General features: G+C 72.0%; 17 protein-coding genes. 10 read left to right on the forward strand and 7 right to left on the reverse strand.

Annotated features, from left to right (window positions below):
- Window positions 1-17: 17 nt before the first annotated feature.
- The gene (locus ACSDR0_RS33805) at window positions 18-1,415 is read right to left on the reverse strand and encodes an ABC transporter substrate-binding protein (RefSeq protein WP_435292989.1); all 1,398 of its coding nucleotides are present in this window, start codon (window positions 1,413-1,415) and stop codon (window positions 18-20) included.
- Window positions 1,416-1,562: 147 nt separating this feature from the next.
- On the opposite strand from ACSDR0_RS33805, the gene ACSDR0_RS33810 reads away from it, so the two are divergent.
- The 5 genes from ACSDR0_RS33810 to ACSDR0_RS33830 all read left to right on the forward strand — a co-directional run bounded on the left by ACSDR0_RS33810 (window position 1,563) and on the right by ACSDR0_RS33830 (window position 8,086).
- Entirely contained in the window at window positions 1,563-2,609 is a 1,047-nt protein-coding gene (locus ACSDR0_RS33810) for a zinc-dependent alcohol dehydrogenase (protein ID WP_435292990.1), read from the forward strand.
- A gap of 14 nt (window positions 2,610-2,623) precedes the next feature.
- Window positions 2,624-3,442, forward strand: coding sequence for a TIM barrel protein (locus ACSDR0_RS33815; protein ID WP_435292991.1), 819 nt, complete (start codon window positions 2,624-2,626; stop codon window positions 3,440-3,442).
- The gene (locus tag ACSDR0_RS33820) at window positions 3,439-4,839 is read left to right on the forward strand and encodes an MGH1-like glycoside hydrolase domain-containing protein (protein WP_435292992.1); all 1,401 of its coding nucleotides are present in this window, start codon (window positions 3,439-3,441) and stop codon (window positions 4,837-4,839) included. The genes ACSDR0_RS33815 and ACSDR0_RS33820 overlap by 4 nt, the downstream gene beginning before the upstream one ends.
- Window positions 4,836-6,863, forward strand: coding sequence for an amylo-alpha-1,6-glucosidase (locus ACSDR0_RS33825; protein WP_435292993.1), 2,028 nt, complete (start codon window positions 4,836-4,838; stop codon window positions 6,861-6,863). Before ACSDR0_RS33820 ends, ACSDR0_RS33825 begins: the two co-directional genes overlap by 4 nt.
- Window positions 6,864-7,072: 209 nt before the next feature.
- On the forward strand, window positions 7,073-8,086 hold the full coding sequence (locus ACSDR0_RS33830; RefSeq protein WP_435292994.1) for a LacI family DNA-binding transcriptional regulator: 1,014 nt from the start codon (window positions 7,073-7,075) through the stop codon (window positions 8,084-8,086).
- A 154-nt stretch (window positions 8,087-8,240) separates the two neighbouring features.
- Here ACSDR0_RS33830 and ACSDR0_RS33835 read toward each other — a convergent pair whose 3' ends face one another.
- The gene (locus ACSDR0_RS33835; RefSeq protein ID WP_435293040.1) at window positions 8,241-8,897 is read right to left on the reverse strand and encodes a TetR/AcrR family transcriptional regulator; all 657 of its coding nucleotides are present in this window, start codon (window positions 8,895-8,897) and stop codon (window positions 8,241-8,243) included.
- A gap of 141 nt (window positions 8,898-9,038) precedes the next feature.
- Here ACSDR0_RS33835 and ACSDR0_RS33840 point away from each other — a divergent pair, with 141 nt between their 5' ends.
- The 5 genes from ACSDR0_RS33840 (at window position 9,039) to ACSDR0_RS33860 (ending at window position 15,312) form a co-directional block, all read left to right on the forward strand.
- On the forward strand, window positions 9,039-10,253 hold the full coding sequence (locus ACSDR0_RS33840; RefSeq protein ID WP_435292995.1) for an oxygenase MpaB family protein: 1,215 nt from the start codon (window positions 9,039-9,041) through the stop codon (window positions 10,251-10,253).
- Between the two features lie 14 nt (window positions 10,254-10,267).
- Complete coding sequence (locus ACSDR0_RS33845) at window positions 10,268-11,479, forward strand: oxygenase MpaB family protein (protein WP_435292996.1); 1,212 nt, start codon at window positions 10,268-10,270, stop codon at window positions 11,477-11,479.
- Window positions 11,479-13,731: a molybdopterin cofactor-binding domain-containing protein gene (locus tag ACSDR0_RS33850; protein ID WP_435292997.1), complete on the forward strand. Its 2,253-nt coding sequence runs from the start codon at window positions 11,479-11,481 to the stop codon at window positions 13,729-13,731. The genes ACSDR0_RS33845 and ACSDR0_RS33850 overlap by 1 nt, the downstream gene beginning before the upstream one ends.
- On the forward strand, window positions 13,732-14,235 hold the full coding sequence (locus ACSDR0_RS33855; RefSeq protein WP_435292998.1) for a (2Fe-2S)-binding protein: 504 nt from the start codon (window positions 13,732-13,734) through the stop codon (window positions 14,233-14,235).
- A gap of 378 nt (window positions 14,236-14,613) precedes the next feature.
- The gene (locus ACSDR0_RS33860; RefSeq protein WP_435292999.1) at window positions 14,614-15,312 is read left to right on the forward strand and encodes a neutral zinc metallopeptidase; all 699 of its coding nucleotides are present in this window, start codon (window positions 14,614-14,616) and stop codon (window positions 15,310-15,312) included.
- 336 nt (window positions 15,313-15,648) lie between these two features.
- Here ACSDR0_RS33860 and ACSDR0_RS33865 read toward each other — a convergent pair whose 3' ends face one another.
- From ACSDR0_RS33865 to ACSDR0_RS33885, 5 genes are all read right to left on the reverse strand, one after another.
- A complete protein-coding gene (locus ACSDR0_RS33865) occupies window positions 15,649-16,632 on the reverse strand; it encodes a tetratricopeptide repeat protein (protein ID WP_435293000.1) in 984 nt (327 codons plus the stop codon).
- Window positions 16,633-16,960: 328 nt separating this feature from the next.
- Complete coding sequence (locus ACSDR0_RS33870) at window positions 16,961-18,364, reverse strand: hypothetical protein (protein ID WP_435293001.1); 1,404 nt, start codon at window positions 18,362-18,364, stop codon at window positions 16,961-16,963.
- A 328-nt stretch (window positions 18,365-18,692) separates the two neighbouring features.
- Entirely contained in the window at window positions 18,693-18,833 is a 141-nt protein-coding gene (locus ACSDR0_RS33875) for a hypothetical protein (RefSeq protein ID WP_329082214.1), read from the reverse strand.
- A gap of 190 nt (window positions 18,834-19,023) precedes the next feature.
- Window positions 19,024-21,783 (reverse strand): AAA family ATPase, encoded by a 2,760-nt coding sequence (locus ACSDR0_RS33880; protein ID WP_435293002.1) that lies wholly within the window; start codon window positions 21,781-21,783, stop codon window positions 19,024-19,026.
- A 971-nt stretch (window positions 21,784-22,754) separates the two neighbouring features.
- Window positions 22,755-23,150: a hypothetical protein gene (locus tag ACSDR0_RS33885; RefSeq protein ID WP_435293003.1), complete on the reverse strand. Its 396-nt coding sequence runs from the start codon at window positions 23,148-23,150 to the stop codon at window positions 22,755-22,757.
- Window positions 23,151-23,211 lie beyond the last annotated feature (61 nt).

Raw genomic sequence — 23,211 nt, forward strand, 5'->3', positions numbered from 1 at the left:
ACGGAACCGGGGACGGCTCACTGAAGGGACTTCTGCAGGGCCCTGACTTCCTCGGCGGCCTCCTTGGCGGCCTCGCCGGGGGAGATCTGGCCGGAGGTCATGGCGCCGACCGCCTTGGGGATGGGCAGCTCGCCGATCGTCGCGCCGACCAGCGCGCCCTGGCCTTCGGTGATGCCCCAGCGCTTCATGTCGCTGACGCCCGCGGCGAGCGCGTCGAGGAGTTCGGCGGAGAAGACGGACTGCATGGGCTTCCTGGTGTCGACGCCGATGTCGCTGGCCCGCCAGGCCTTGCGGTATCTGTCGGGCTCCTCGGCGGTGCCATCGCGGACCGGGATCTTGCCCTCGGCCGCCATGCCGAACCAGTCCTCGTACCCGCCGCTCATCATGTACTCGACGAACTTCTCCGCGGCCGCGGTCTCGGCGGTCCGGGTGACCACCCAGGAGGCGATCTCCCCGAACTGCGCGGGCCGCGCGCCGTCCGAGCCCTTCAGGGCGGTGACGACCCCGCTGTTCTCCGAGAGGTACTGCGGGTCGGCGGCGCACTGCTCGCAGCTGGGCAGGGCGTCGGCGCGCAGGCCGGCCAGTTCGTCCAGCAGGAAGGTGGACCAGACGATCATCGAGGAGCGGCCGGCGAAGTAGGTGGCGCGGGTCGAGTCCACGCTCTGGGTGCCGGCCGCGCCGTAGTCGGCCGCGAGCTGGTGGTAGGTGGTGAAGGCCTGGACGCACTGGGGGCTGTCGAGGCCGACCCGGCCGTCGGCACCGACGAGGCGGCAGTCGTTGGCGAGCGCGATGTCCTCGAAGCTCTGCTGGGTGAAGACGTCGCTCGGGTCGGTGGCGAGCGACATGCCGCTGTTGCCGGCGCCGTTCAGGGTTTTGGCTGCCTGGACCATGCTGTCGTAGGAGTCGGGGACGGCGAGCCCCGCCTTGGCGAACAGGTCCTTGCGGTAGACGAGGATCTGCATCCAGGCGTCGCTGGGAACGCTGAGCCGGGTGGACCGGTCGTCGGTCAGCGTCAGCGCGTTGCGGTTGAAGGTCCCGGCGCCGAGCCTCTCGACGATCCTGCCCGCGGCGGCGGTGTCGAGCAGGCCGTTGGTGTACATCTGCCAGACCGGGGCGAGCGGGACGCCGCCGATGACGTCGGGAAGAGTTCCCGCGGCCGCCGCGGACATGATCAGTTGCGGCAGCTGGCCCTCGTCGATGCCGACCAGCTCGACCTGGACGCCGCTCTCCTTCTCGAACGCCGCGACGATCTTCTTGGTCGCCTCGACGCGTGGGGTGAGGTTCTCCAGGCTCCAGACCGTGATCCTGTTGTCCGGAGCGCTCTCACCCCGCGCGCAACCGGACATCAGCCCGATCCCCAGCGCGGCGGCCACAGCGGCCGCCAGTGTCCTCGACCTTCGAGACCGCCTGCGCATAGATCTTCCTCACTGCCGCCGTGTTACGTACGTGATGCATCAGAGCACCACTTTTGCTTATTGACAAGACCTAAGTTTGGACTATCTTCGACAGAAGCCAGCCATATCTGACCAACAGATACACAAAAACGATCTTCCGGAGCTTCCGTGGAACGCGTCGTCCAGTTCACCGGCCCCCGCCAGGTGGAGGTCGCCACCGCCGAATCACCCCCGCTGCCTCCCGGCCACCTGCGCGTCCGGACCCTGTACTCCGGCATCTCCGCGGGCACCGAGCTCACCGCCTACCGGGGGACCAACCCCTACCTGACCCGCACCTGGGACCCCGAGGCCAGGATCTTCCGCGACGCGGGGCCCGGCATCTCCTACCCGGTGGCGGGCTGGGGCTACTCCGAGGTCGGCGAGGTCGTCGAGGTCTCCCCCGAACTCGCGGGCACGCCCGGACTGCCGGAAACCGGCGAGGTGGTGTGGGGCATCTGGGGACACCGCGGCGAGGGCGTCGTCCCCGTCGAGCGGATGGTCGGCCACGCCCTCCCCTCGGGGCTCGCCCCGCTCGCGGGCGCCTTCGCCCGGGTCGGGGCCATCGCGTACAACGCCGTCCTCGCCGGTGACATCCACCTCGGCGAGGACGTCGCCGTCTTCGGCCAGGGTGTGATCGGCCTGCTCACCACCCGGCTGGCGGAGCTGAGCGGCGCCCGCGTCACCGCCGTCGACACGCTCGGCTCCCGGCTCGCCAAAGCGGCGGAGTACGGTGCCGTCCGCACCCTGAACGCGCGCACCGACACCGTCGCGGAGCTGATCCGCGAGGCCACCGGCGGGCTCGGCGCCGACGTCGCCATCGAGATCAGCGGCACGTACCCGGCCCTGCACGAGGCCGTCCGCTCGGTCGCCGTGGGCGGGCGCGTCGTCGCCTCGGGCTTCTACCAGGGCGACGGCGTGGGGCTGCGGCTCGGTGACGAGTTCCACCACAACCGCGTGCAGCTCGTCTCCTCCCAGATCGGCGGGGTCCCGCCGCAGCTCGCCGGGCGCTGGAGCGTGGACCGGCTCCAGCGGACCTTCCTGCGGCTCGTCGCCGAGGGACAGGTCGACGTGAAGTCACTGGTGAGCCACGTCGTACCGGTCGCCGACGCGGCCGAGGCATACGTCCTCCTGGATGAGCGTCCCGCCGACGCGCTCCAGGTCGTCCTGGAGTTCTGAGAGGGCTGACGAACATGTTCAAGATCGCCTGCCAGGAGCAGCTGCTCCCCGGTGAGACACTCCAGGAGAAGTGGGAGTTCGCGCAGGACGCCGGCTACGACGCCGTCGAGCTGCGTGGCAAGGGTGGCCTCCACTTCCGCGACCGGCTGCCCGAGCTGCGCAAGGCCCGGGCCGACGGTGTCGTCATGCCGACCGTGTGCGTGGACATGCTCCACTTCTTCGGCGCCTTCGACGACGACCTGCGCCGTGACGCCATCGAGCAGATGAAGTCACAGCTGTCCGTCATCGGCGAGCTCGGCGGGCTCGGCGCCCAGACCCCCGCCTCGTACGGCATGTTCTCGCGGCGGCTGCCTCCGTTCGACCCGCCGCGCGGCGAGGAGCGGGACCGCGAGGTGCTGCTGGAAGGGCTCGCCGAGCTGGGCGAGCACGCCCGCTCCGAGGGCGTCACGCTCTTCCTGGAGCCGCTCAACCGCTACGAGGACCACATGGTCAACCGGCTGGAGCAGGCCGCCGACCTGATCCGCGCCGTCGGCCTGGACTCGGTCCGCATCGGCATCGACAGCTACCACATGAACATCGAGGAGGCCGACCCCTCGGCCGCCATCCTCGCCGTCGCGTCCCTGATCGGGCACGCCCAGGTCAGCGACTCCAACCGCATGCAGCCCGGAGCGGGCCACCTCGACTGGCCCGCCTGGCTGGGCGCCCTGGACGCCGCCGGCTACGACGGCTACCTGGCCGTCGAGTGCCGGACGACCGGGGACCCGGTCCAGGCCGTGCGCTCGATCCCGCCCTTCCTGCGGCGCGCCTCCCTCCCGCATCGGCCCGCCGGATGACGGCGCTCCTCGAAGCGGCCGCCGCCCCCGGCACCGGCCGCCGGGACCACCTGCGCCGGGCCGCCACCCACGTCCTGCTCGGCAACTGGACCGGGGCGGCGACCGTTCCCTCGCGCGCCCTGTACCCGCACCAGTGGAGCTGGGACTCGGCCTTCGTCGCCATCGGGCTGCGCCACGTCGCCCCACGCCGGGCCCAGCGCGAGCTGGAGACGCTGCTGGGCGCGCAGTGGGGCGACGGCCGGATCCCGCACATCGTCTTCAACCCATCCGTACCGCTCGGGGCCTACTTCCCCAGCCCCGACTTCTGGCGCTCCTCCGGCACGGACCGGGTCGCGGGCGCGCCCTCCACCGTCGAGACGTCCGGCATCGTCCAGCCGCCCGTTCACGCCCTGGCCGCCTGGCTGGTGCACCTCGCCGACCCCGCGGAATCGCGGCGCCGCGGTTTCCTGCCGCGCGTCTACCCCCGGCTCGCCGCCTGGCACCGCTACCTGGCCACCTCCAGGGACCTGGGCGGCGGCGGGCTGGCCGCGGTGACGCACCCGTGGGAGCCGGGGCTGGACAACAGCCCGAGCTGGGACGCGGCACTGGCCAGGGTCGAACCCGCGCCGCGGGAATCCTTCCGCCGGGCCGACCTCGACCACGGCTCCCCCGCCGACCGGCCCACCGACCTGGACTACGCGCGGTACGTGCGCCTGGCCGCGACCTACCGCGACCACGCCTACGACGACGCGCGCACCCCGCACGCCTTCGCCGTCGAGGACCCCTGCTTCAACGCCCTGCTCATCGCCTCCGAGCACGCGCTCGCCGCGATCGCCCGGGTGGTCGGCGCGGACGACGGGGCGCACCGGCGGCGGGCCGGGGCGGCGACCGGCGCCCTGCTCGACCGGCTCTGGGACCCGGCCGCCGGCGTCTTCCTCCCCCGCGACCTGGTGACGGGCGAGCCCATCGCCGGGTACGGCGTGTCCGGGCTCATCCCGCTGATCGTCCCCGGTCTGCCGGAGGACGTCGCGGCGGCCCTGGTGCGGACCGCCCGCGGACCGCGCTTCCGCCTGGGGCAGGTCCATCTCGTGCCCAGCTACGACCTCACGGCGAAGGAGTTCGACGGCAACCGCTACTGGCGCGGTCCCAGCTGGTTCAACACGACCTGGCTGATCCACCGCGGCCTCGCGCGGCACGGCGAGGCCGGTGCGGCCCGCCGGCTGCGCGCGCAGACCCTGGACGCCGCCGACCGCACCGGGTTCGCCGAGTATCTGGAGCCGTACACCGGAAAGGGGCGCGGCATCCGGCGCTTCAGCTGGACCGCAGCCCTGGCCCTGGATCTGCTCCACGCGTCCGGGGACGACGGGTCCGGCGGCGCGCCCGAAGACCTGTCCGGCGAGGAGGGCTCCGCCCGATGAGCACCGGCCGCCTGCTGGTCAACAGCGGCACCTTCGCCGCCGTGACCGCCCACGGGGACGTGCACGGCACCCGGGGCCCCGCGACGGACGGGCTGTTCGTCAGGGACGCCCGGCACCTGAGCCGGTGGCTGCTGACCGCGGGTGGCGCGGCACCGGTCCCGCTGACGCTGCTGACCTCCTCCGACGACGGCTGCGTGCTCACCCCGGCCGGCACCCGCGACCACCCTCCCGCCTACACCGTCTTCCGGCGGCAGGCGGTGGCCGAGGGCGCCCTCACCGAACACGTCCGGCTGGTGAGCAACAGCGGCGAGCCCACCGTCGTGGAGCTCGAACTCCACGTGGACGCCGACTTCGCGGACCAGTTCGAGCTGCGCGCCGACCAGCGCGCGTACGAGAAACCCGGCGCGCTGCGCACGGCGCGCGACACGCCGGACGGGGTCGCCTTCCACTACCGGCGCGGTGAGACCTGGTCCTCGCGGACCACCGTCGCCGCCGCGCCGCCGCCGCACCGGACCCGCCCGGCCGACGGCGACGGTGGCGGCGGTGACGGCGGCAGCGGTGAGGGCGACGGTACTGCCCGCGTTCTGACCTGGCGGTTCGCGCTGCCCGCCCACGGCACGGCCGACCTGAGGCTCACCGCCCTGGCCGTCCCGCACGGTACGGGGGAACCGTCCCCACCCGGTTCCCCCGGCACCGTGCGGAAACGGCTGGAGGCCGACACCGGCGAGTTCGTCGGCGCACGGCCCCGTCCCCGCGACCTCACCACCTGGGAGGATCTGGGCCGGGCCTGCGAGCAGGGGCTGGCCGACCTGGCGCGGCTGCGCGTCCCCACCTCGGGCCCCGGCGGCGAGGCGCTGCGGGTGCCCGCGGCCGGCATCCCGTGGTTTCTCAGCCTGTTCGGCCGCGACTCCCTGCTGACCTCGCTCTTCGCCCTTCCCTACCGGCCCGGCCTGGCCGCCGACACCCTGCTCGCCCTGGCCGCCGTGCAGGGGACGCGCGACGACCCGGCGCGCCTGGAGCAGCCGGGGAGGATCGTGCACGAGGTGCGGCACGGCGAGCTCGCGCACTTCCGGCAGGTTCCCTACGGCCGCTACTACGGGAGCGTCGACGCCACCCCGCTGTTCCTGGTGCTGCTGGAGGCCCACGCCACGGCCACCGGCGACACCGGCCTGGCCGGGCGCCTCGAACCGCAGGCGCGCGCGGCGGTGGAGTGGATGTTCCGTGACGGCGGCCTCGGCGGGCACGGATACCTCCGCTACACCTCCGACGGCGCGGGCGGCGGCCTGGTCAACCAGAACTGGAAGGACTCCGCCGACGCCATCCGCTTCTCCGGCGGCGCGCGGGCCGAGGGCGCCCTGGCGGTCTGCGAGGTCCAGGGATACGCCTACGACGCCCTGGTCCGCACGGCGCGGCTCGCCCGCACGGTGTGGGGAGACCCTCGCTGGGCCGCCGACCTGGAGGAGGCCGCCTCGGACCTGCGAGACCGCTTCCGCCGCGACTTCTGGATGCCCGGCCACTCCTTCCCCGCGCTCGCCCTGGACGGCGAGGGCCGGCAGGTCGACACGCTCGCCTCGGACGCCGGGCACCTGCTGTGGTCCGGCATCCTGGCACCGGAGGAGGAGCGGGCGGTGGGCCTGCGGCTGCTGCGGCCGGACTTCTTCTCCGGCTTCGGCATCCGCACGCTCGCCTCGGGCCAGGTCCCCTATCACCCGCTCTCCTACCACCGGGGCAGCATCTGGCCGCACGACAACGCCGTCATCGTGCTCGGCCTGGCGCGGTGCGGGCTCACCGAGCAGGCGCGGGCCGTCGCCCACGGCCTGGTCCTGGCGGCCGCCGGGCACGGCTGGCGGCTGCCCGAGGTCATGGCCGGGTACGGGCGCGACGAGCATCCCGACCCGGTGCCCTACCCGCACTCGTCCTCCCCCCAGGCCTGGGCCGCCGCGACACCGCTCGCCCTCCTCACCGCCCTGCGGGAGGCGGGCGCCGCTTCCGGGCGTTCCCTCTCCGCGGAACCGCCCCGGTAGCGGGGGCCGTCGCCCGGACCGGAGGGCCCGTCGTCCCCTGCGGCGCGATGCGGTGAACATTTCTGCCGATCACAAAAATTTTTCAGCCAGGGTGCGGAGGGAACGCGCGAGCATGGGCGGAGTGCCCGGCGAACCACCCTGGAATGGGAGAAAGGGTGTTCCCGGATCACCGGGCCACTCCCCGAAAGGTTTCGGATATGCTGCCGGGCATGCCAGGTAAGCCCCGGGTGACCATCGCCCGCATCGCCGAGGAGGCGGGCGTCTCCGCCCCCACGGTCTCCAAGGTGATCAACGGCAGGTCCGAGGTGTCGCCGGAGACCCGCAAGCGGGTCGAGCGGCTTCTCCACGAGCACGGTTACACCCGGCGCGCGACCGGCGCCGACGGTCCGGCGGGCCTGATCGACCTGATCTTCGCCGAGCTGGAGAGCCCGTGGGCGATGGAGCTCATCCGCGGAGCGGAGAACGCGGCCGCGGAGGCCGAGGCCAGCATCGTGATCTCCGTCCTGCACACCCGCGCGGGCCCCGGCCGCGACTGGCTCGACCGGCTGGCCGCCCGCCGCACCGACGGTGTGATCATCGTCGGCTCCCGGCTCTCCGCGCAGCGGTACGACCGGCTCAACGCCCGCTCGATCCCCTTCGTGGTCGTCGACCCCGAGGGCGAGCCGGCCCCCGGCGTGGCCTCGGTGGGCGCGACCAACTGGCAGGGCGGCCTGACCGCCACCCGGCATCTCCTGGAGCTCGGGCACCGCCGGATCGGCATGATCGGCGGTCCGCCCGACGTGCTGTGCAGTCGCGCCCGCATAGACGGCTACCGGGCCGCGCTGGAGACCGCGGGGGTCGAGGTCGACCCCGCGCTGATCCTGCACGGCGACTTCCTCGTCGGCTCCGGCCACGACCACGGCCACACCCTGCTCTCGCTGCCCGACCGGCCCACCGCCATCTTCGCCGGCAGCGACCTGCAGGCCTTCGGCGTCTTCGAGGCCGCCAGGCAGCGCGGGCTGCGCGTCCCCGACGACCTGAGCGTCGTCGGCTTCGACGACCTGCCCCTGTCCAGGTCCGCCTGGCCGCCGCTCACCACGGTCCGCCAGCCCCTGGAGGAGATGGCCTTCCTCGCCACCCGCATGGCCCTGGGCATCTCCCGCGGCGAGTCCCCCGAGCCCAGCCGGGTCGAGCTCTCCACCGACCTCGTCGTCCGCGAGAGCTCCGCTCCCCCGGCCACCTGACACACCGGTTCCCGAGCGCTCCGCCCGGGAGCCTGATTCGCGGACGAACTCGGAACGACCGCCGGGAGCGCGGGGTCACACCGTACGGCCGCCCCTTCATCAGGCGGGGAGACGAGGGTGAAACCGCCCGCGGCCGTCCCGGCGGTCCCGGCGGTCAGTCCGGGGAGCGGACCGGTTCCAGCATGGGGACGAGGAACTGCCGGGCCACCGCGGCCAGCTGCTCGTCGTCGTCGAGGTCGATGACGTGGCTGGGGATCGTCAGGAAGGAGGTGGAGATCCGGACCATCAGTTCGGCCACGATGTCGGTGTTCAGGTCGCCGGAGACGTGCCCCGCGTTTTGCTCGCGGCGAAGCTGGCCGGCGACGAACCGGCGTACGGTGGCGAGGGTCCGGCCCTCATCGGTGATCATGGCGGGCACGAGCAGGTCGGGTTCCACGGCGATCAGGCCGCCGATCAGCGGGTTGTCGCGGATGGCGCGCAGCGAGCTCACGAAGCCCAGGACCACGCGATCGGCGGCCGTGCCGGCCTGCTCGATGTCGACGAGAAACTGGTCGAAATACCGGCGGAACTCGCGCCGCACCACGTGTTCGACCAGCACGTCCTTGGTGGCGAAGCGCCGGTAGACGGTGATCCGCGAGACCTGGGCCCGCCGGGCCACGTCCTCCATGGTGGAGCGGCGGATGCCCATCCGGCAGAACTGCTCGTAGGCCGCATCCAGGATGCGCGCACGGGTCTCGTCCCGGTCGTCGACCCGTTCGACGGCGTCACTGTAGGCACGCTCCAGCAACGACTTCGAGTCCGACGGGGTCATGAGTACGGACAGCGCGGATTCCACGATCACCTCCTGCGATTGATTGTGCCCCAGTCTTGTGACGCCCCTCACACTGTGCTTTCATCGTGGTGATACGGGGATGCGTCACGTGTTTCATTGTATCAGCAGAAGGAGGACGGCATGGACAACCCCAGCAGGCGCAGGGTGCTCATGGCGGGAGGAGCGCTGGGCGCCCTCGGCGCGCTGAGCGTCGCCGCCCCCGCCCACGCCTGGACGTGGTCGGCCAAGGGCTCGGTGGCGGGCACGGGGCTCGGCACCGACCCGCGATGGGTCTGGGACGAGGAGGCCGACCCGCTGGTCGCCTCGCTGCTCGACCGGGGCGACGTGCCCAGGGTCAACGAGCTGTTACGCACCTGGACCAAGAACGGCCAGCCGTTACCCGCCGGGCTCCCCGCGGACCTGCGCGACTTCATGGAACAGGCCCGCCGGCTGCCCGCCTGGGCCGACCACGGCAAGCTCGCCACCGCGTTCAGGTTCAACGAGAAGCGAGGCCTCTACCTCGGCGTACTGTACGGCCTGGCCAGCGGCATGATGAGCACCGTCATCCCCAAGGAGGCACGCGCCGTCTACTACTCCCAGGGCGGCGCGGACATGAAGGACCGCATCTCCAAGACCGCCAAGCTGGGCTACGACATCGGCACCCGCAACGCCTACGCGCCCGACGGCGAAATGATCGTGACCTGCGTCAAGACCCGGCTCGTCCACGCGGCCGTGCGGCACCTGCTGCCGCAGTCGCCGCACTGGCCGCGGGTGGCCGAGGAGGAGATCCCGATCAGTCAGCGGGACATGATGGTCACCTGGCACAGCCTGCCCACGACCGTCATGCAGACGCTGGTCAAATGGAAGGTGCCGATCCCCGCGGCCGAGTCGGAGGCGTTCCTGCACTCGTGGCAGCTGGGCGCGCACATGCTCGGCATCAAGGACGAGTACATCCCCTCCTCCTGGGCCGAGGCCAACGCCCAGGCCGAGCAGGTGCTGGATCCGGTGCTGGCGCCGACCCCGGAGGGCATCGATCTGGCCGACATCCTCCTCAGCCTGGGCACCCCCGTCGACGCCGGCATCCTCAGCAAGCCCATCCTCGGCTCGTTCACGCGCTTCATGCTCGGCGATCAGATCGCCGGCTGGCTGAGGATTCCCCGGGAGCCGGTCTGGGACCCGCTGCTGCGAGTGTCCTGGGGACCCTTCGTCGCCGTCCGCGAAGGACTGCTGCCCTTCCCGCTGGCGCCGAAGGCGTACTGGCTGTTCGACGAGTTCCTGCGCAAGGCGGCCCTGCTCTTCGTGTCCGAGGCGCGGCCGATCAGCATCGAGATCCCCGACACCAACCGCCCGTCCTGAGAGGGGTTCCGCGCATGGCGGAGTTGAGCAGACGCAAGATGTTGATCTCGGGCGGGGCTCTGGGGGCGCTCGGAGCGCTGGGTATGTCCTCACCGGCGCACGCCACGCCCTGGACCTGGGCGCCGAGGGGCTCGGTCGCCGGTCACGGCGCCGGCGCCGATCCGAGGTGGGTGTGGGACGAGGAGGCCGACCCGCTGGTCGCCTCACTGATCGACCGCGGCGCCGTACCCGAGGTCAACCGGCTCCTGTGGAACTGGACGAGAAACGATCAGCCCTTGCCGGCCGGGTTGCCCGAGGACCTGCGAGCGTTCATGGAGACGGCGCGTCAGCTGCCGTCGTGGGCCGACCGCGCGAAGCTGGAGGCGGCGGCCGAGTTCAACAAGTCCAGGGGCATCTACCTCAACCTGCTCAACGGCCTGGGCGGCGGCATGCTGAGCACCGCCATCCCCAAGGAGGCTCGCGCCGTCTACTACTCCAAGGGCGGCGCGGACATGGAAGATCGCGTCGCCAAGACCAGCATCCTGGGATTCGCCGTCGGAGCCCTGAACGCCTACCGGCCCGACGGCGCGTGCGTCGTCGAGGCCGTGAAGACCCGGCTGGTGCACGCCGCCGTACGGCACCTGCTCCGGCAGTCTCCGCACTGGACCGGCGACATCCCGATCAGCCAGGAGGACATGCTGGTCACCTGGCACACCCTGCCGACGTACGCCATGCGCAAGATGCGCGAATGGAGGGTCCGGATCCCGGCCGCCGACGCCGAGGCCTACCTGCACGTGTGGCAGGTGACCGCGCACATGCTCGGTATCAAGGACGAGTACATCCCCTCCACCTGGGACGCGGCCAACGCACAGTCGGACCAGATCCTGCCACGCAACATGGGGCCGACCCCCGAGGGTGTGATCCTGACCGACATCCTGCTGGGCCAGCTGGCCGAGCAGACCAGCCCCGCCGGCATCAGCCGGCCCCTGGTCAACGCGTTCGCCCGCTACCTGGTCGGCGACCAGGTGTCGGACTGGGACGACATCAGGCGTGAGCCGGTGTGGGGCCCGCTGGTCTCCACCGCGTGGCCGATCCTGGTGAGATTCCGCGAGGGTCTCGTCCCGCTTCCGCTGGTGCCCGAGACCGCCTGGCTCATTGACGAAGCCGTGCGCGGGTACATCATGTTCTATCTCACCAAGGGCGAGGAGACCAAGATCGAGATCCCCACGACCAACCGTCCCGGCTGATGGCGGCCATCGGACGACGGCGATTCCTCGGGTACGTGGTGGCGGCCCCGACCCTGGTGGCCGCCGCCGAACTCGGCCTGGCACCGGTCGCGGAGGCCGGACAGCCGGTCGCGGAGGCCGGGCAACTGCTCGACCTCAACGACCTGATGACCGCGGCGGCGCTGCCGACCTCCGGCCTGATCACGGTCGAGGTCAACCCGGACGGCACCGTCTCGTTCGCCCTGCCGCGGGCCGAGGTGGGGCAGGGCATCACCACCTCGACGGCCATGCTGATCGCCGAGGAGCTGGCCGTACCCCTGGACCGGGTCCGCGTCACGCTGGCCGACGCCCGGCCCGAGCTGGTGTTCAACCAGCTCACCGGCGGATCGAACACGACGTTCGCGACCTACACCCCGATCCGGGTCGCCGCCGCCGTCGCCCGGCTCCGCCTGCTGGCGGCCGCCGCGGCCGAACTCGGCGTCGCGGCCAAGGACCTGACGCTGAAGGACGGCCTGATCTCGGGTATCGACATCGGCGATCTCGCCGCGAAGGCCGCCTCGGCGCGGACCCGGCAGGTGGCCGTGGAGCTCGCGCCACGCCAGAGCTTCACCGTCATCGGCAGACCGCACAATCGGATCGACGCGCTGGACGCGGTGACCGGGCGCAAGAAGTTCACGATGGACCTCGACGTCCCGAACGCCAAGCCGACGATGGTGTGCCGCCCGCCCACCATCAACGGCAAGGTCGGCTCGGTGGCCAACCTCGCCGAGGTCGGTGCCATGCCGGGCGTCACCGACGTCATGGTGATCTCCACCGGGGTGGCGGTGCGCGCCGAGACGTTCGGCCAGTGCGTCGACGCCGTCCGTGCCCTGCGAGTCTCCTGGCGACCCGGCACCGCGGAAGGCAAGTCCGACGAGAGCGTGCTCCGGGCGCTGCGGGCCGCCGAGCTGCCGATCGGGCTCAGGCCGCCGACCCCGGTCGTGGAAGCCACGTTCACCTTCCACTTCCGCGGCAACAGCGCGCTCGAACCCAACTGCGCGATCGCCGACGTACGGTCCGACCGCGCCGAGATCTGGTCGTCGCTGAAATCACCGATCGTCGCCCAGCAGTCCATCGCCGCCAAACTCGGCCTGCCTCCGGGCAAAGTCACCGTGCACGTCACCGAAGGCGGCGGATCCTTCGGACGCAAGCTGTTCTTCGACGCCGCGCTGGAAGCCGCCGAGGTCTCCCAGAAGATCGGCAAGCCCGTCAAGCTCATGTGGCACCGCGCCGACGACTCCCGCCAGGGCCGCGCCCACCCGATGGCCACGTCGCGGGTGCGCGCCTCCTACCTCGGCGGCACCGTGCTGAGCTACCAGCAGCGGCACACCAGCGTCGCCACGGATCTCAGCCACGGGCTCGGCGAGATCATCACCGCCATGGCCGCCCGGCTGCCCGTGGGCGACATCGGCTTCTCCCAGACGTTCTTCCACCTCAGCACGGCCATGCCGTACGACTTCGGCGTCGGCGGCCAGCTGCTCGGCGAGACCGACAGGAGTTTCAACACCGGCAGCATGCGCAACGTCTACTCGCCCGACGTCACCTGCGCCAGGGAGCTCATCACCGACCGGCTCGCCTCTCGCATGGGCCAGGACCCGTACCGGTTCCGCCACAGGGTCCTGCGCGACGACCGCTCACGGGCCGTGCTGGCCAAGGTGGCCGAGGCGGGCGCCTGGGGCCGCTCGATGCCCGCGGGTTGCGCGCAGGGCATCGCCTTCCACGCCGAGTACAAGTCCGTCAGCGCCGCCCTGGTGGAGATCGACTGCCGCCCCGAAACCGTCGGCCGCCCCATCCGCGACGGCGTCACCGGTCCTCGCGTCACCAAGGTGGTGTTCGCCGTGGACGTCGGCCTGGCCGTCAACCCGCGCGGCCTGGAGGCGCAGATGATGGGCGGCATCACGGACGGCATCGCACTGGCGCTGACCTCCAGCCTGCACCTGCGCGACGGCCACTTCCTCGAGGCGAGCTGGGACAACTACTTCTACACCCGGCAGTGGAACACCCCTTTGGAACTGGAGATCATCATCATGCCCAGCGCCTCCGACCAGCCCGGAGGCGCCGGCGAGCTGGGCGTCGCCGCCTCGATGGCCGCGGTCGCCTGCGCGTACGGCAGGGCGACCGGCACGATGCCCACCAGCTTCCCGATCAACCATGGCACGCTCTCTTTCACCCCCAAACCAACCATCCCGCCCATACCCCCATCTCCGACCGACGGCCTTTCCGAGGAGATCTGAGTGCCCGAGTACACCTTCCGCGTCAACGGGGAGCAGGTCACCGTCGACGTCCCCGGCGACGTACGCCTGCTGTGGGTTCTGCGCGACATCCTCGGCATCACCGGACCCAAGTACGGCTGCGGTATCAACGTTTGCAAAGCCTGCACCAGCCACATCAACGGCAAGGCCGTCAACCCCTGCGCGATCCCCGTCGAGGACCTCCGGCCGGCCGACGAGGTCACCACCATCGAAGGGCTCGCGGCGACGGCTGGCCAGGGCCTGCACCCCATGCAGCGGGCCTGGCTCGACCACGACGTCGCCCAGTGCGGCTACTGCCAGCCCGGCCAGATCATGGCCGCCGTGGCGCTGGTCCGCCGCGTCGCCGCCGAAGGCCGCGAGATCACCGATGCCGACCTCGACGAACTGCGCAACATCTGCCGCTGCGGGACCTACTTCCGTATCCGCGAAGCCATCAAGGCCGGCGCCGAGCACATGTCTCGATCATCGAGGCCGCTTTCCGGGTGACCCGCCGGGCCGGCGAACGTATTCGGACACCGCCCCGGCGCGTCGGGACGGGATGAGACTCCCCGGGGTCACGGCGCCGGTCGCGAGGCCCGCCGGACCCGTCTGCCGGCCGTCGTCCCCGCTGAGGGGACCGGCCGTCTCCGCCCGGAGGTCACGGTCACGGGAGAGGCGCTCCGGAGACCGCTCCCGCTTCGCGTCGATTACGACGTGCCTCTAATCCCCTGAATCCAGAGGCGAATTAACACGATATTTCATATGATCTCGCGATAGCGCTTCTCTCGTATTACCTTTCCCCATATGGTGACCCTGCCCTGTTAAAGAACCCTGCGATAAACCATTGCATCCGGTATGTGGCCGCCAGCGACAGGGGAGAAGCCCATGGCCGCTTCACGATGGAGAACCACTCGTCTCGCACTCGTCGCACTGCTCACCGGCGCCCTGATCGCGGGCCCCACGAGCACCGCGACCGCCACGGCGAGCGAGAACGCCCCGGTGGGCACCTCTGCCGCGAGAAGCCTCGACGACATCAACGAGGACATTCGCAGCGCCCAATACGTCATCAACCGGTTCTGGTGGACACACTGGTCGGAGTTCTTCCCCGGCAGGTATTCACCCCCGCGCGTTCTCGGCGCGTACGACGGCGCGTGGGGCAACGCTCCGGCGTGCCAGGGATATCCCCTTCCCGATGACAACGCCCTGTACTGCTGGCCGCCCTACGACTTCGTCGCGTGGGACGTCGACCTCATGCGAATGGGATACCAGCAGGGAGACGCCTGGGTCTACCTGATCATCGCGCACGAATGGGGTCACGCCGTCCAGGCCCGCCTTCCGCAGAGGCTGCTGTCCCGGCAGCTCGAACTCCAGGCCGACTGCCTCGCCGGAGCGTCGCTCTTCGGAGCCGCCGAGGACGGCATCCTGTTCTTCGAGACCGGTGACACCCAGGAGATCGCGGCGGCCCTGCGAAAGCACGCCGACGAAACCCCCTGGACCGACGTGAGCGACCACGGCACCGCCGCGCAACGCCTGGGCGCCTTCAACCGGGGTGCGCGCCAGGGCGTGGCGGGATGCTTCGCGTGACAGGCCCGATCCCGGCCCGCGACCGCCAGGGCACCCGGCCCACCGCCGGGTAGGACCCCGGCCTGGGTGATGGAGGGGTCATCTGGGCCGGGGTCACGAACCCTCACGCCCCGGCCCGCGTGCGGGTCTCCCCTCCGCACGTGAATCGGATCCGCCCGCGCACCGTACTCACGGCTCCCCCTCAAGCCCTCGGCCCGCGTGCGGATCTCCCCTCCCGCACGCGGGCCCGGCCCGCGCGAGTCCCCTCCTCCCGCGCGGGACGCGGATGCCGTCCTCACCGCCGAGCCTCGTTCGTACGGGAGCCGGGGGCGGCTCGCCCGTACGGAAGCCGAAGGCTCAGGCGCGGCCGCTTCCGGCACGTTCCATCAGGGCGGCCAGGCGGTCCGCCCGTTCGGTGTCACCGGCGTGCAGGGAGGCGGTCCTGGCGATCTCCAGTGGTTCCATGGCCGCAGGGAGGCGGCCCGCGTCCATGAGAAGGTCCGCCCACTCCCCCGCCACGGCGGCCAGGTAGTCGTGGTCGGCGGCCTGGGCGTCCTCCGAGCGGGCCAGCCGGTGGCGGATCGTCACCGACTCGGCGTAGGCGGCGATGGCCTCCTCGCGGCGTCCCAGCGCGGCCAGCTGCCAGCCGAGGCCGTGCAGCGCGGTGGCGAAGGCCACCGAGTAGGCGGGCGGGTTCTCCGTGGCGAGCCTGCGCCGGATCGAGACGGCTCTCGTGCTGTGGAGCACGGCCTCCTCCAGCCGCCCCAGCGACGCCGTCCGCTGAGCCAGGGTGTGCAGCGCCATGGCGAGACTCGGCTCGTGTGCCGCCGGGCTCCGGGCCGCGAGCCCCTCGTAGATGCCGACCGCCTCGCGGGCGGCGTCCAGGGCGGCCTCGGGCATGCCGATCCGGCCCAGGTCGCAGGCGAGGCCGTTCAGCGAACCCGCGAGGTGGGGCAGGTACTCGCCGGGGCTCGCCTCCACCAGCTCGCGCCTGACGGCCACCGCCTCGTGCCCCGCGTCGACCGCGTCGTGCCTGCGGCCCAGCCGGACGTACCGCATCGCCGCGCCGGCCAGGCACAGGGCCAGGTCGGGAAGGTAGGCGTCACGGTCGGCCTCGGCCAGCCGCCGGGTGATCTCCAGGGCCTCCTCGCTCGCGGCGAGCGCCTCCCGGTGGCGTCCGGCGGCTCCGAGCCCGCTGGAGCGGCGGCTCAGCGACAGGGCCAGGCGGTGCTCGCGCTCCGCGGCCCCGCCGGAGTCACCGGGAGTGCCCGGGACGCCGGCGACACCGGCGACACCCGCGGCACCGACGACACCGGCGACATCGCCGGAATCCGGTTCCACGGGCGGCTTCCCCGGCGTGGATCCGGCCCGTTCTCCGGGAGGGGATCCGGCCCGCTTCCCGCGCGGTTCCCGGGGGAGGCGAGCGGCTCCCCCGCCGTCCTCCGCCCTCACCGGGGCCTCGCCCGGGTGCTCCGGCCCGTGGACCGGAAAGGGGTGGCGTTCATCCGTTCTCCTTGAGCATTGGGAACTCTCCTTGAGCGATGTCAACGGGATCCGTCTCGCCTCCTCTCCGCCGGACCGAAGCCCTTCAGCCGCGATGATCAGGTCTTCTGTTGTCCCGGAACGCTCCCAAACGCGGGGTGGCGCGCCCGGGGGGCTTCTCGCTCTCCTAGACGGAGCTGCGCGCCGAGAGCCATCTCGCCCCGGCGGAGAACCTCCTGGCCCGGGAGTTGCGGGCGGCCTCGACGCCCCTCTTCTCGTGAAGCGCTTCCGCGCCCCGAGGGCCGTCCGGCAGCACCTGCCAGACGGGATCGCGCTGGATGACCGGCCGGTCCCGTTCGGGTTCCCCCTCGGGGATCGGCGTCCAGAGCGTGCGGACGCCGTGCTCGTTGACGAGCCTCAGGTGGGTGCGGCACCCGGGGCAGCGGATCCCTCCCGTGCCGAGGTCCTCGCGCCGGGCGGTGAAGTAGCCGTACCGGTCCACGCCCCGCTCGTCCCACGACAGGTCCATGTGCAGGTCCCAGTCGACCTTCGCGGCGGACCTGCCCCGGGGAGCGCAGACCGGGCAGGGCACCCGCACCTCGTCCCAGAACCGCGAGGTCGCGAGTTCGGGATCGTGGTGGCCGACGCGCCTCCCTGTTTTGGTGACCTCTCCTCCCCGGTCTCGCGGAGGTGTCCGGGCCCGCGGGGCGGCGGTGATCGGGTCGGAGTGGTTGATGAGCCTGGCGAAGCGGTCGGCGTGGGCGTCGCCCAGCAGGGGGACGCCCAGGACGGCACGGGCGGTGAGGTGCTCCAGCCGCCGGATGCCCCCCGAGCGCCGCGCGACGTACGCGGAGGTGATCATGGGCGGTGTGGAGCCGCGCGGCAGCAGCCACAGCGTGGCCAGCAGCTCGCTCACGGTCCAGAACGACGCGAAGTAGTCCGGTGAGGGATGGACGATGGCCCTGCCCGTCGCGATGACCTCGTACATCAGCCGCGCCACGCCCTCCCACATCTGCTGCCGCGTGACCACCTCGGCGGGGTAGGAGTACTCGCGGGGCGGCACCGTCCGGACGGTGACCGAGTGGGCCTTCTCGAAGGCCGCGCGCCACTCCGCCGCCTCCTGCCGGTGCTCGTGGTGGAAGCCGAGGAAGTAGTCGGCGGGGCCGTCGAACATCCAGTAGTGCTCCCGCGGCTCGGGCAGGCGCGGCGCGGGCGTCCTGACCGTGCCCAGCACGCGGCGCAGGCGCCGCTCCAGCCACACGCCCAGATCCGGGTTGCCCAGGGTCTCGCCGTGGACGGGGGCGTGGCAGGCGCGGGTCAGCACATTGCGCGGCAGCGGGGTGCGGCTGAGGACGATGCTGCCGGGGTCGAGTTTGGCGCGCATGTTGAAGGCCGCGTAGACGTCCTCGGGCCCCTCGACCGAGCAGTCCCACACGACGAAGGGCGAGGCCCGCTGCGCCGCGAGCGCGGTGGCCCGGTCCGCGCCGGGAAGGGCGACCGCCAGGCGGATCCCCAGCCTCGCGCAGATCGGCCGTAACCAGTTGTCCAGCAGGTCGTGGCCGCTCTCGGTCGGCGGTACGAAGGCTGTCATGGTGGCGTTCACGCGACCGCCCCGACCGCCCCGACCGGCGGCCGGCGGTGCCGCCGGCGTTCCCTCCCGAGGTGTGACGTGGTGCCCATCCGATGCTCTCCCCCCTGGCGTGACACTCCGTGGACGACCGTCTCCGGCACCGGAGGGCGCGCGGCGAGGCCGTCCCCCGGAACGGTCGTGGTGCCGGCGGGTCCACCCCGGCCCCGCCGGTTCGTGAGGAAACGTGCACCGCCGGAATGGGAGCGGACCCGGGAGGCACCTGGCGGCGTCCCGGGACGTTTCCCCGGCCCGTCATGGACGGGCGGGCACACGGCGCCCCCTCGCGCGGTCATCCGTCCAGGTGGGTTTCCAGGAGGGTGACCAGCTCGATGACGCCGTGGAAGGGGACGGGCGGCGCGGAGTCGTCGGATTCGACCGTCCCGGCGATGTGACCGGTGGCGGTCCTTTGGACGTCGATGGTCAACCGCATTCCGGCCTCCTGTCGGCGGCGCCGCTCTCCCGGCGCTCTGGCAGGCGCTCACGGTAGTCGCCGGGAAGCGGGAAGGCGTCCAGGTACCACCCCTACGAATGGCACGACGGACTTCGACACGCCCGCCTCCCGCACGCGGGCCCGGCCGGGGCGCCGTTCTCCGCGAACCGCGGGATGCCGGCGACTCGTCCTATTCGTCCGGGTCGGCCAGGACGGCGCGGAGCTCGATCCGGTTGGTGACGTTCAGCTTCGCGTAGATGCGGTTCAGCTGCGTCTCCACGGTGCTGATCGCCACCGAGCGCTTCTGCGCGATCTGGCGGGTGGTCATGCCCTCGCCGACCATCGCCACGACCTCGCGCTCGGCCCCGGTGAGGCTGCCGAAGGCGGCGTTGGGGCCGTCCACGGAAAGCCTGAGCTCCCCGGCCGTCTTCAGCGCGAGGGCGGCGAAGGCCGCGGCGCCGGTGCGGTTGAAGGCGACCAGCGCCCGCCGCAGCAGCCGTTCCGCCTCTGCGTGGCGCCCCCGGGCGTGCTGGGAGCGTGTCATCACCAGGTCGATTCTTCCGGCCTCGATCGGCAGGCCCACCTCGCGGGCCAGGGCGAGGGCCTCCTCGCACTCGCGTACGGCGCCCGCGTGGTCTCCTCGGGCGGCGGCGATCTGGCCCCGCACCCTGGCGATGGACATCAGGGTCGAGCGGCGCCCGCTCGACGCGGCCCTGTCGCTGAACAGGCCCAGCGAGGCCTCCGCCTCCTCGATCCGGCCGAGCTGGGAGAGCGCGTCGGCGCCGATCGGGCCGAACAGGTGGGTGCCGGGCTCCAGGGAGTCGTAGTGCAGCTCGATGGCCTCGGCCGCGCTGAGCAGCCGCTGGACGTCGCCCTGGGCCTGGGCGATCGCCGCGCGGGCGCCCGCCGCGTAGGCGAGGCTCACCCTGCTCTCGACGATCGGCGCCCACTCCGCGGCCTGGCGGGCGTGCTCGCGCGCCCGGTCCCACTCGCCCCGGGCCGCGCGGGGGAAGCACGCCAGGGAGTGCAGGAGCGCGTAGTCCCAGACCCGCTCGTTCTCCTCGGCGTCGCCGACGGCGAGCCGGGTGAACCGGACGGCGTCGTCGAGCCTGCCCCGCCGGAACTCGACCTCGCCCAGGAAGCCGAGCGCCTGGCCGACCCGCAGCGCCTCGCCGCGCGTGGCCCGCGCGACGCTGTCGCGCAGGTCGGCGGACGCGCCCTCAAGGTCGTCGGTCCACAGCCGGATCATCCCCCGGGCCACCAGCCCGTCCAGCCCGGCCACCGAACCGGGCAGGTCGGCGTCCGCCAGGGACGCCAGCGCCTCCTCCGCCCGCCCGGCCAGGGTCCAGCCCAGGGACTGGGCGAACCAGGCGAACGCGCGCACCCACGGCTCGTGGCTGCCCGCCGCGACGGCCGCCGTACCGTACTCGACCATCTCGGGGTAGGAGATCTCGACCACCCCGATGATCGCCAGCTGGGCCGCGACGCGCGCCCGCAGGTCCGTGGGCGCGTGCGAGCTCTCCGCCCTGCCGCGCCCGGCGGCGCCCAGCGCCTGGACCAGCAGCAGCTTGGCCTCGGCCACGCGCCCGGAGATCAGGGCCTGGTAACCGGCGACGTAGTCGCGCCAGGGGCCTCGTGGCGCGGCGAGGATCTCGCTCTCGTAGCGCCGGGCGACGGTGGCGTCACCGGAGACCAGCAGGGTCTCCACGGCCGTCAGCAGGCGGGCCACCCGGTCCGGTCCCGGCGGGGTCAGCTCCGCGGCGTGGCGGGCGTACACCGCCGCCAGGGGAAGCCTGCCCCGCGACAGCAGGGACCGGGCCTCCTCCTGGGCCAGCGCGGCGAGCTCGCCGTCCGTGCCGCCGCCGGACGCCGCGATCCCGTGCCACAGCGCGCCGGGACCGCCGAGCAGGGCGGCGCTGCGGTGCAGGGCGCGGCGGCGCTCGACGCTGGAGTCGTAGTAAATGCGGTCCCAGACGAGCAGCGTGGTGAACGCGAACTCCTGCCCCGCCGTCCCGGGGATCTCCTTGACCAGCCCGGCGCCGACGGCCTCCGTGAGAGGCGTCGTGGCGTCGGCGACGCCGGAGAGCGCGCGCAGGTCGGCCAGGCCGAAGCGGCGTCCGAGCACCGCCGCCGCGCCGACGACCTCGCGGGTACGGCGGTCGCACGACGCCAGCCGCGCCACGACGGCCTGCGTCATGCCGCGGGGGGCGGGCAGCGGGCCGTTGCCGAAGTTGATCGAGTGCATCTCCACCTGGTCCAGCAGGAGGATCGAGTGCAGCGCGTTGCCGTCGGTGTGCTCGTGCAGCCTCCTGGCACCGGAGGGGGTGAGCCCGTCGTGGCCGGTCGCCACGGCGAGCCTCATGAGATCGTCGGTGGGGAGCCCCTCGACCTGGAGCAGGCGGCCCTGCGCCGAGTCGAAGATGCGCGCCCAGCCCTCGTGGAGCTCCAGCCGGGGCGCGTCCGGCACCGCTCCCGTCGCGTATCCGGGAGCCTGGTGAACGACCAGGAGCATGACCTGGGCGTTGCGCAGGCGCCGGGCCGCCAGGCGGAGCGCGGCCATCGACTGCCGGTCGCCGCAGTGCGCGTCGTCGACGACGACGATCAGCGCGTCCGCGGCGGCGAACTCCGCCGCGAGGGCCTGGCCGATGAAGGCGGCCTCGGCCTGGCCCTCCAGCGTCCTGGCGAGCGCCGGGGTCGGCAGCTGCTCGGCGATCTGTTCCAGCACTCCCCAGGGATGGGCGAGCGCGTCCTCGTCGCCGAAAGCCCGGATGGTCCGCACGCCGGGCACGGTGCGCAGGAAGCGCTCGACCAGCTCGGTCTTGCCGATTCCCGGCGCCCCCCGGACACCCACGATCCGCGCGTCACGGCGTCTGGCCTCCCCCCACGCCTCCCCGAGGAAGTCGAGCTCCCGCTTCCGGCCGATGAACAGCGGAGAGGTTCTGCCGTGCAACGCAGCGCTCCCTTTTCACGATTCACATGTTCTTGACGGCGATTATGGGTCAGAAATCAACCCATCGGCATGGATTTCATCTGAAGATTTTTCACGAAACGGATTCGAATGAATTTCACGTCTTCCTCGCGTCACGGGGATTGCCCCGACCCGGCGGGCGCGGAACGCTTCGGAAGCGGGCTGCGACCATCCGGACACGCGGGGAACCCGCCGCCCGGAAGATCCACCATGCCCGTTCCCACCGGCTCTCACATGGTGTTTCCCGAAATGAGACCGGCCCACCCCCGCCGAAGGGGAGGGCGGTTCGCGGGTACGGCCGACCACAAAGAGACCATGAGCATTGATTACCGTACGCGCGGCACGGATTCGCACGATCGGCGATTTCTGCGCTCGGTAAGTATGCGGTGACACGAAGTGTCCAATACCTCGCACATTACGCGAGGACCCACACCGCGGATACGGTGTGCGATTTCCCAACCACGGCCCGCGGCACCCCAAGGCACTACTCAGGAACTTTGATGATATTTAAGACAATCTGAGGTCTTTGCCGCTTTTAGCCTGATTCCTGTACGGGCGCCGAACGCCCCCCGGGACGGGAGTCCGTGCCCGCCCCGGCCCCGGCGCGAGGCCGAGGCATTCTCAGGTCGTGAGATCCAGGAGTCCGCGGGATGGCCACGACGGTGCCGGCGATGCGGGCCCAGAACGGCTTCGCCGCCTTCCGGCCACGCCTCTCATCACCCGTACACCACCACGCGGGTGACGCCTGGCAGCCGGGCCACCCGTGACGCACCGAATCTTCCGGCGAGCACGCCCATCACCCGAAACCGTGGCCCGTCGCGCCGCACGAGCCCGGGACCGCCCGGTTCGACGACGACCGTTTCACGGGTTGGACACATGCGATCGAGCCGGCGTGGGTGTTCGAGCATGCCTGATCACGATCACGATGGGGGCGTGCCGTCGCAGCGTCCAGCTCATGGGTGATCAAGATGGCCGCGTGCCGCGTGAACGTCGCCACCCCTCCGCCCCACGGCGGCCGGCCAGACCCGGCTGAACTGAAGGACGCTCATGCCGAACATCAGCACGCCCAAGGGGACGTGCAGGGTCTTCACCTGCGCGATGCCCAGCGCCACCTGCGCCAGCGTGAGCCCCAAGAACCCGGCCGCGTAAAGGATGGGCCTGGGCGAGCCACCTCCCGGCCGCCACACCAGGATCGCGGCGACCAGGTGCAACACCGCCACGGCGAACACCCCGTACGCCGAAACACTGTGCAACGCCCGTCCGTCGGGCGAGGACAACAACAGTCCGGCCGTGATCGGTGTGGCGAAGAGGGCCAAGGTCTGCAGGGTGATCGCGACACGCAACAACATGGGTGACTCCTTGACGGGTGCGGGACGGGGAAGGCGGCGACAGCGTGACCACCCCATCCGG

Origin of the sequence: Streptosporangium sp. G11, from assembly GCF_051192615.1 — a bacterium.
In the GTDB taxonomy this organism is placed as follows: Bacteria; Actinomycetota; Actinomycetes; order Streptosporangiales; family Streptosporangiaceae; genus Streptosporangium.

Excerpts from the sequence above, each read along its gene's own strand:
- ACSDR0_RS33860 (WP_435292999.1), top strand. The coding sequence starts at position 14,614 with ATGGCCGCTTCACGATGGAGAACCACTCGTCTCGCACTCGTCGCACTG.
- ACSDR0_RS33845 (WP_435292996.1), top strand. The coding sequence starts at position 10,268 with ATGGCGGAGTTGAGCAGACGCAAGATGTTGATCTCGGGCGGGGCTCTG.
- ACSDR0_RS33820 (WP_435292992.1), top strand. The coding sequence starts at position 3,439 with ATGACGGCGCTCCTCGAAGCGGCCGCCGCCCCCGGCACCGGCCGCCGG.
- ACSDR0_RS33815 (WP_435292991.1), top strand. The coding sequence starts at position 2,624 with ATGTTCAAGATCGCCTGCCAGGAGCAGCTGCTCCCCGGTGAGACACTC.
- ACSDR0_RS33835 (WP_435293040.1), bottom strand. The coding sequence starts at position 8,897 with ATGACCCCGTCGGACTCGAAGTCGTTGCTGGAGCGTGCCTACAGTGAC.
- ACSDR0_RS33870 (WP_435293001.1), bottom strand. The coding sequence starts at position 18,364 with ATGACAGCCTTCGTACCGCCGACCGAGAGCGGCCACGACCTGCTGGAC.
- ACSDR0_RS33805 (WP_435292989.1), bottom strand. The coding sequence starts at position 1,415 with ATGCGCAGGCGGTCTCGAAGGTCGAGGACACTGGCGGCCGCTGTGGCC.
- ACSDR0_RS33875 (WP_329082214.1), bottom strand. The coding sequence starts at position 18,833 with ATGCGGTTGACCATCGACGTCCAAAGGACCGCCACCGGTCACATCGCC.
- ACSDR0_RS33840 (WP_435292995.1), top strand. The coding sequence starts at position 9,039 with ATGGACAACCCCAGCAGGCGCAGGGTGCTCATGGCGGGAGGAGCGCTG.
- ACSDR0_RS33850 (WP_435292997.1), top strand. The coding sequence starts at position 11,479 with ATGGCGGCCATCGGACGACGGCGATTCCTCGGGTACGTGGTGGCGGCC.
- ACSDR0_RS33825 (WP_435292993.1), top strand. The coding sequence starts at position 4,836 with ATGAGCACCGGCCGCCTGCTGGTCAACAGCGGCACCTTCGCCGCCGTG.
- ACSDR0_RS33830 (WP_435292994.1), top strand. The coding sequence starts at position 7,073 with ATGCCAGGTAAGCCCCGGGTGACCATCGCCCGCATCGCCGAGGAGGCG.
- ACSDR0_RS33885 (WP_435293003.1), bottom strand. The coding sequence starts at position 23,150 with ATGTTGTTGCGTGTCGCGATCACCCTGCAGACCTTGGCCCTCTTCGCC.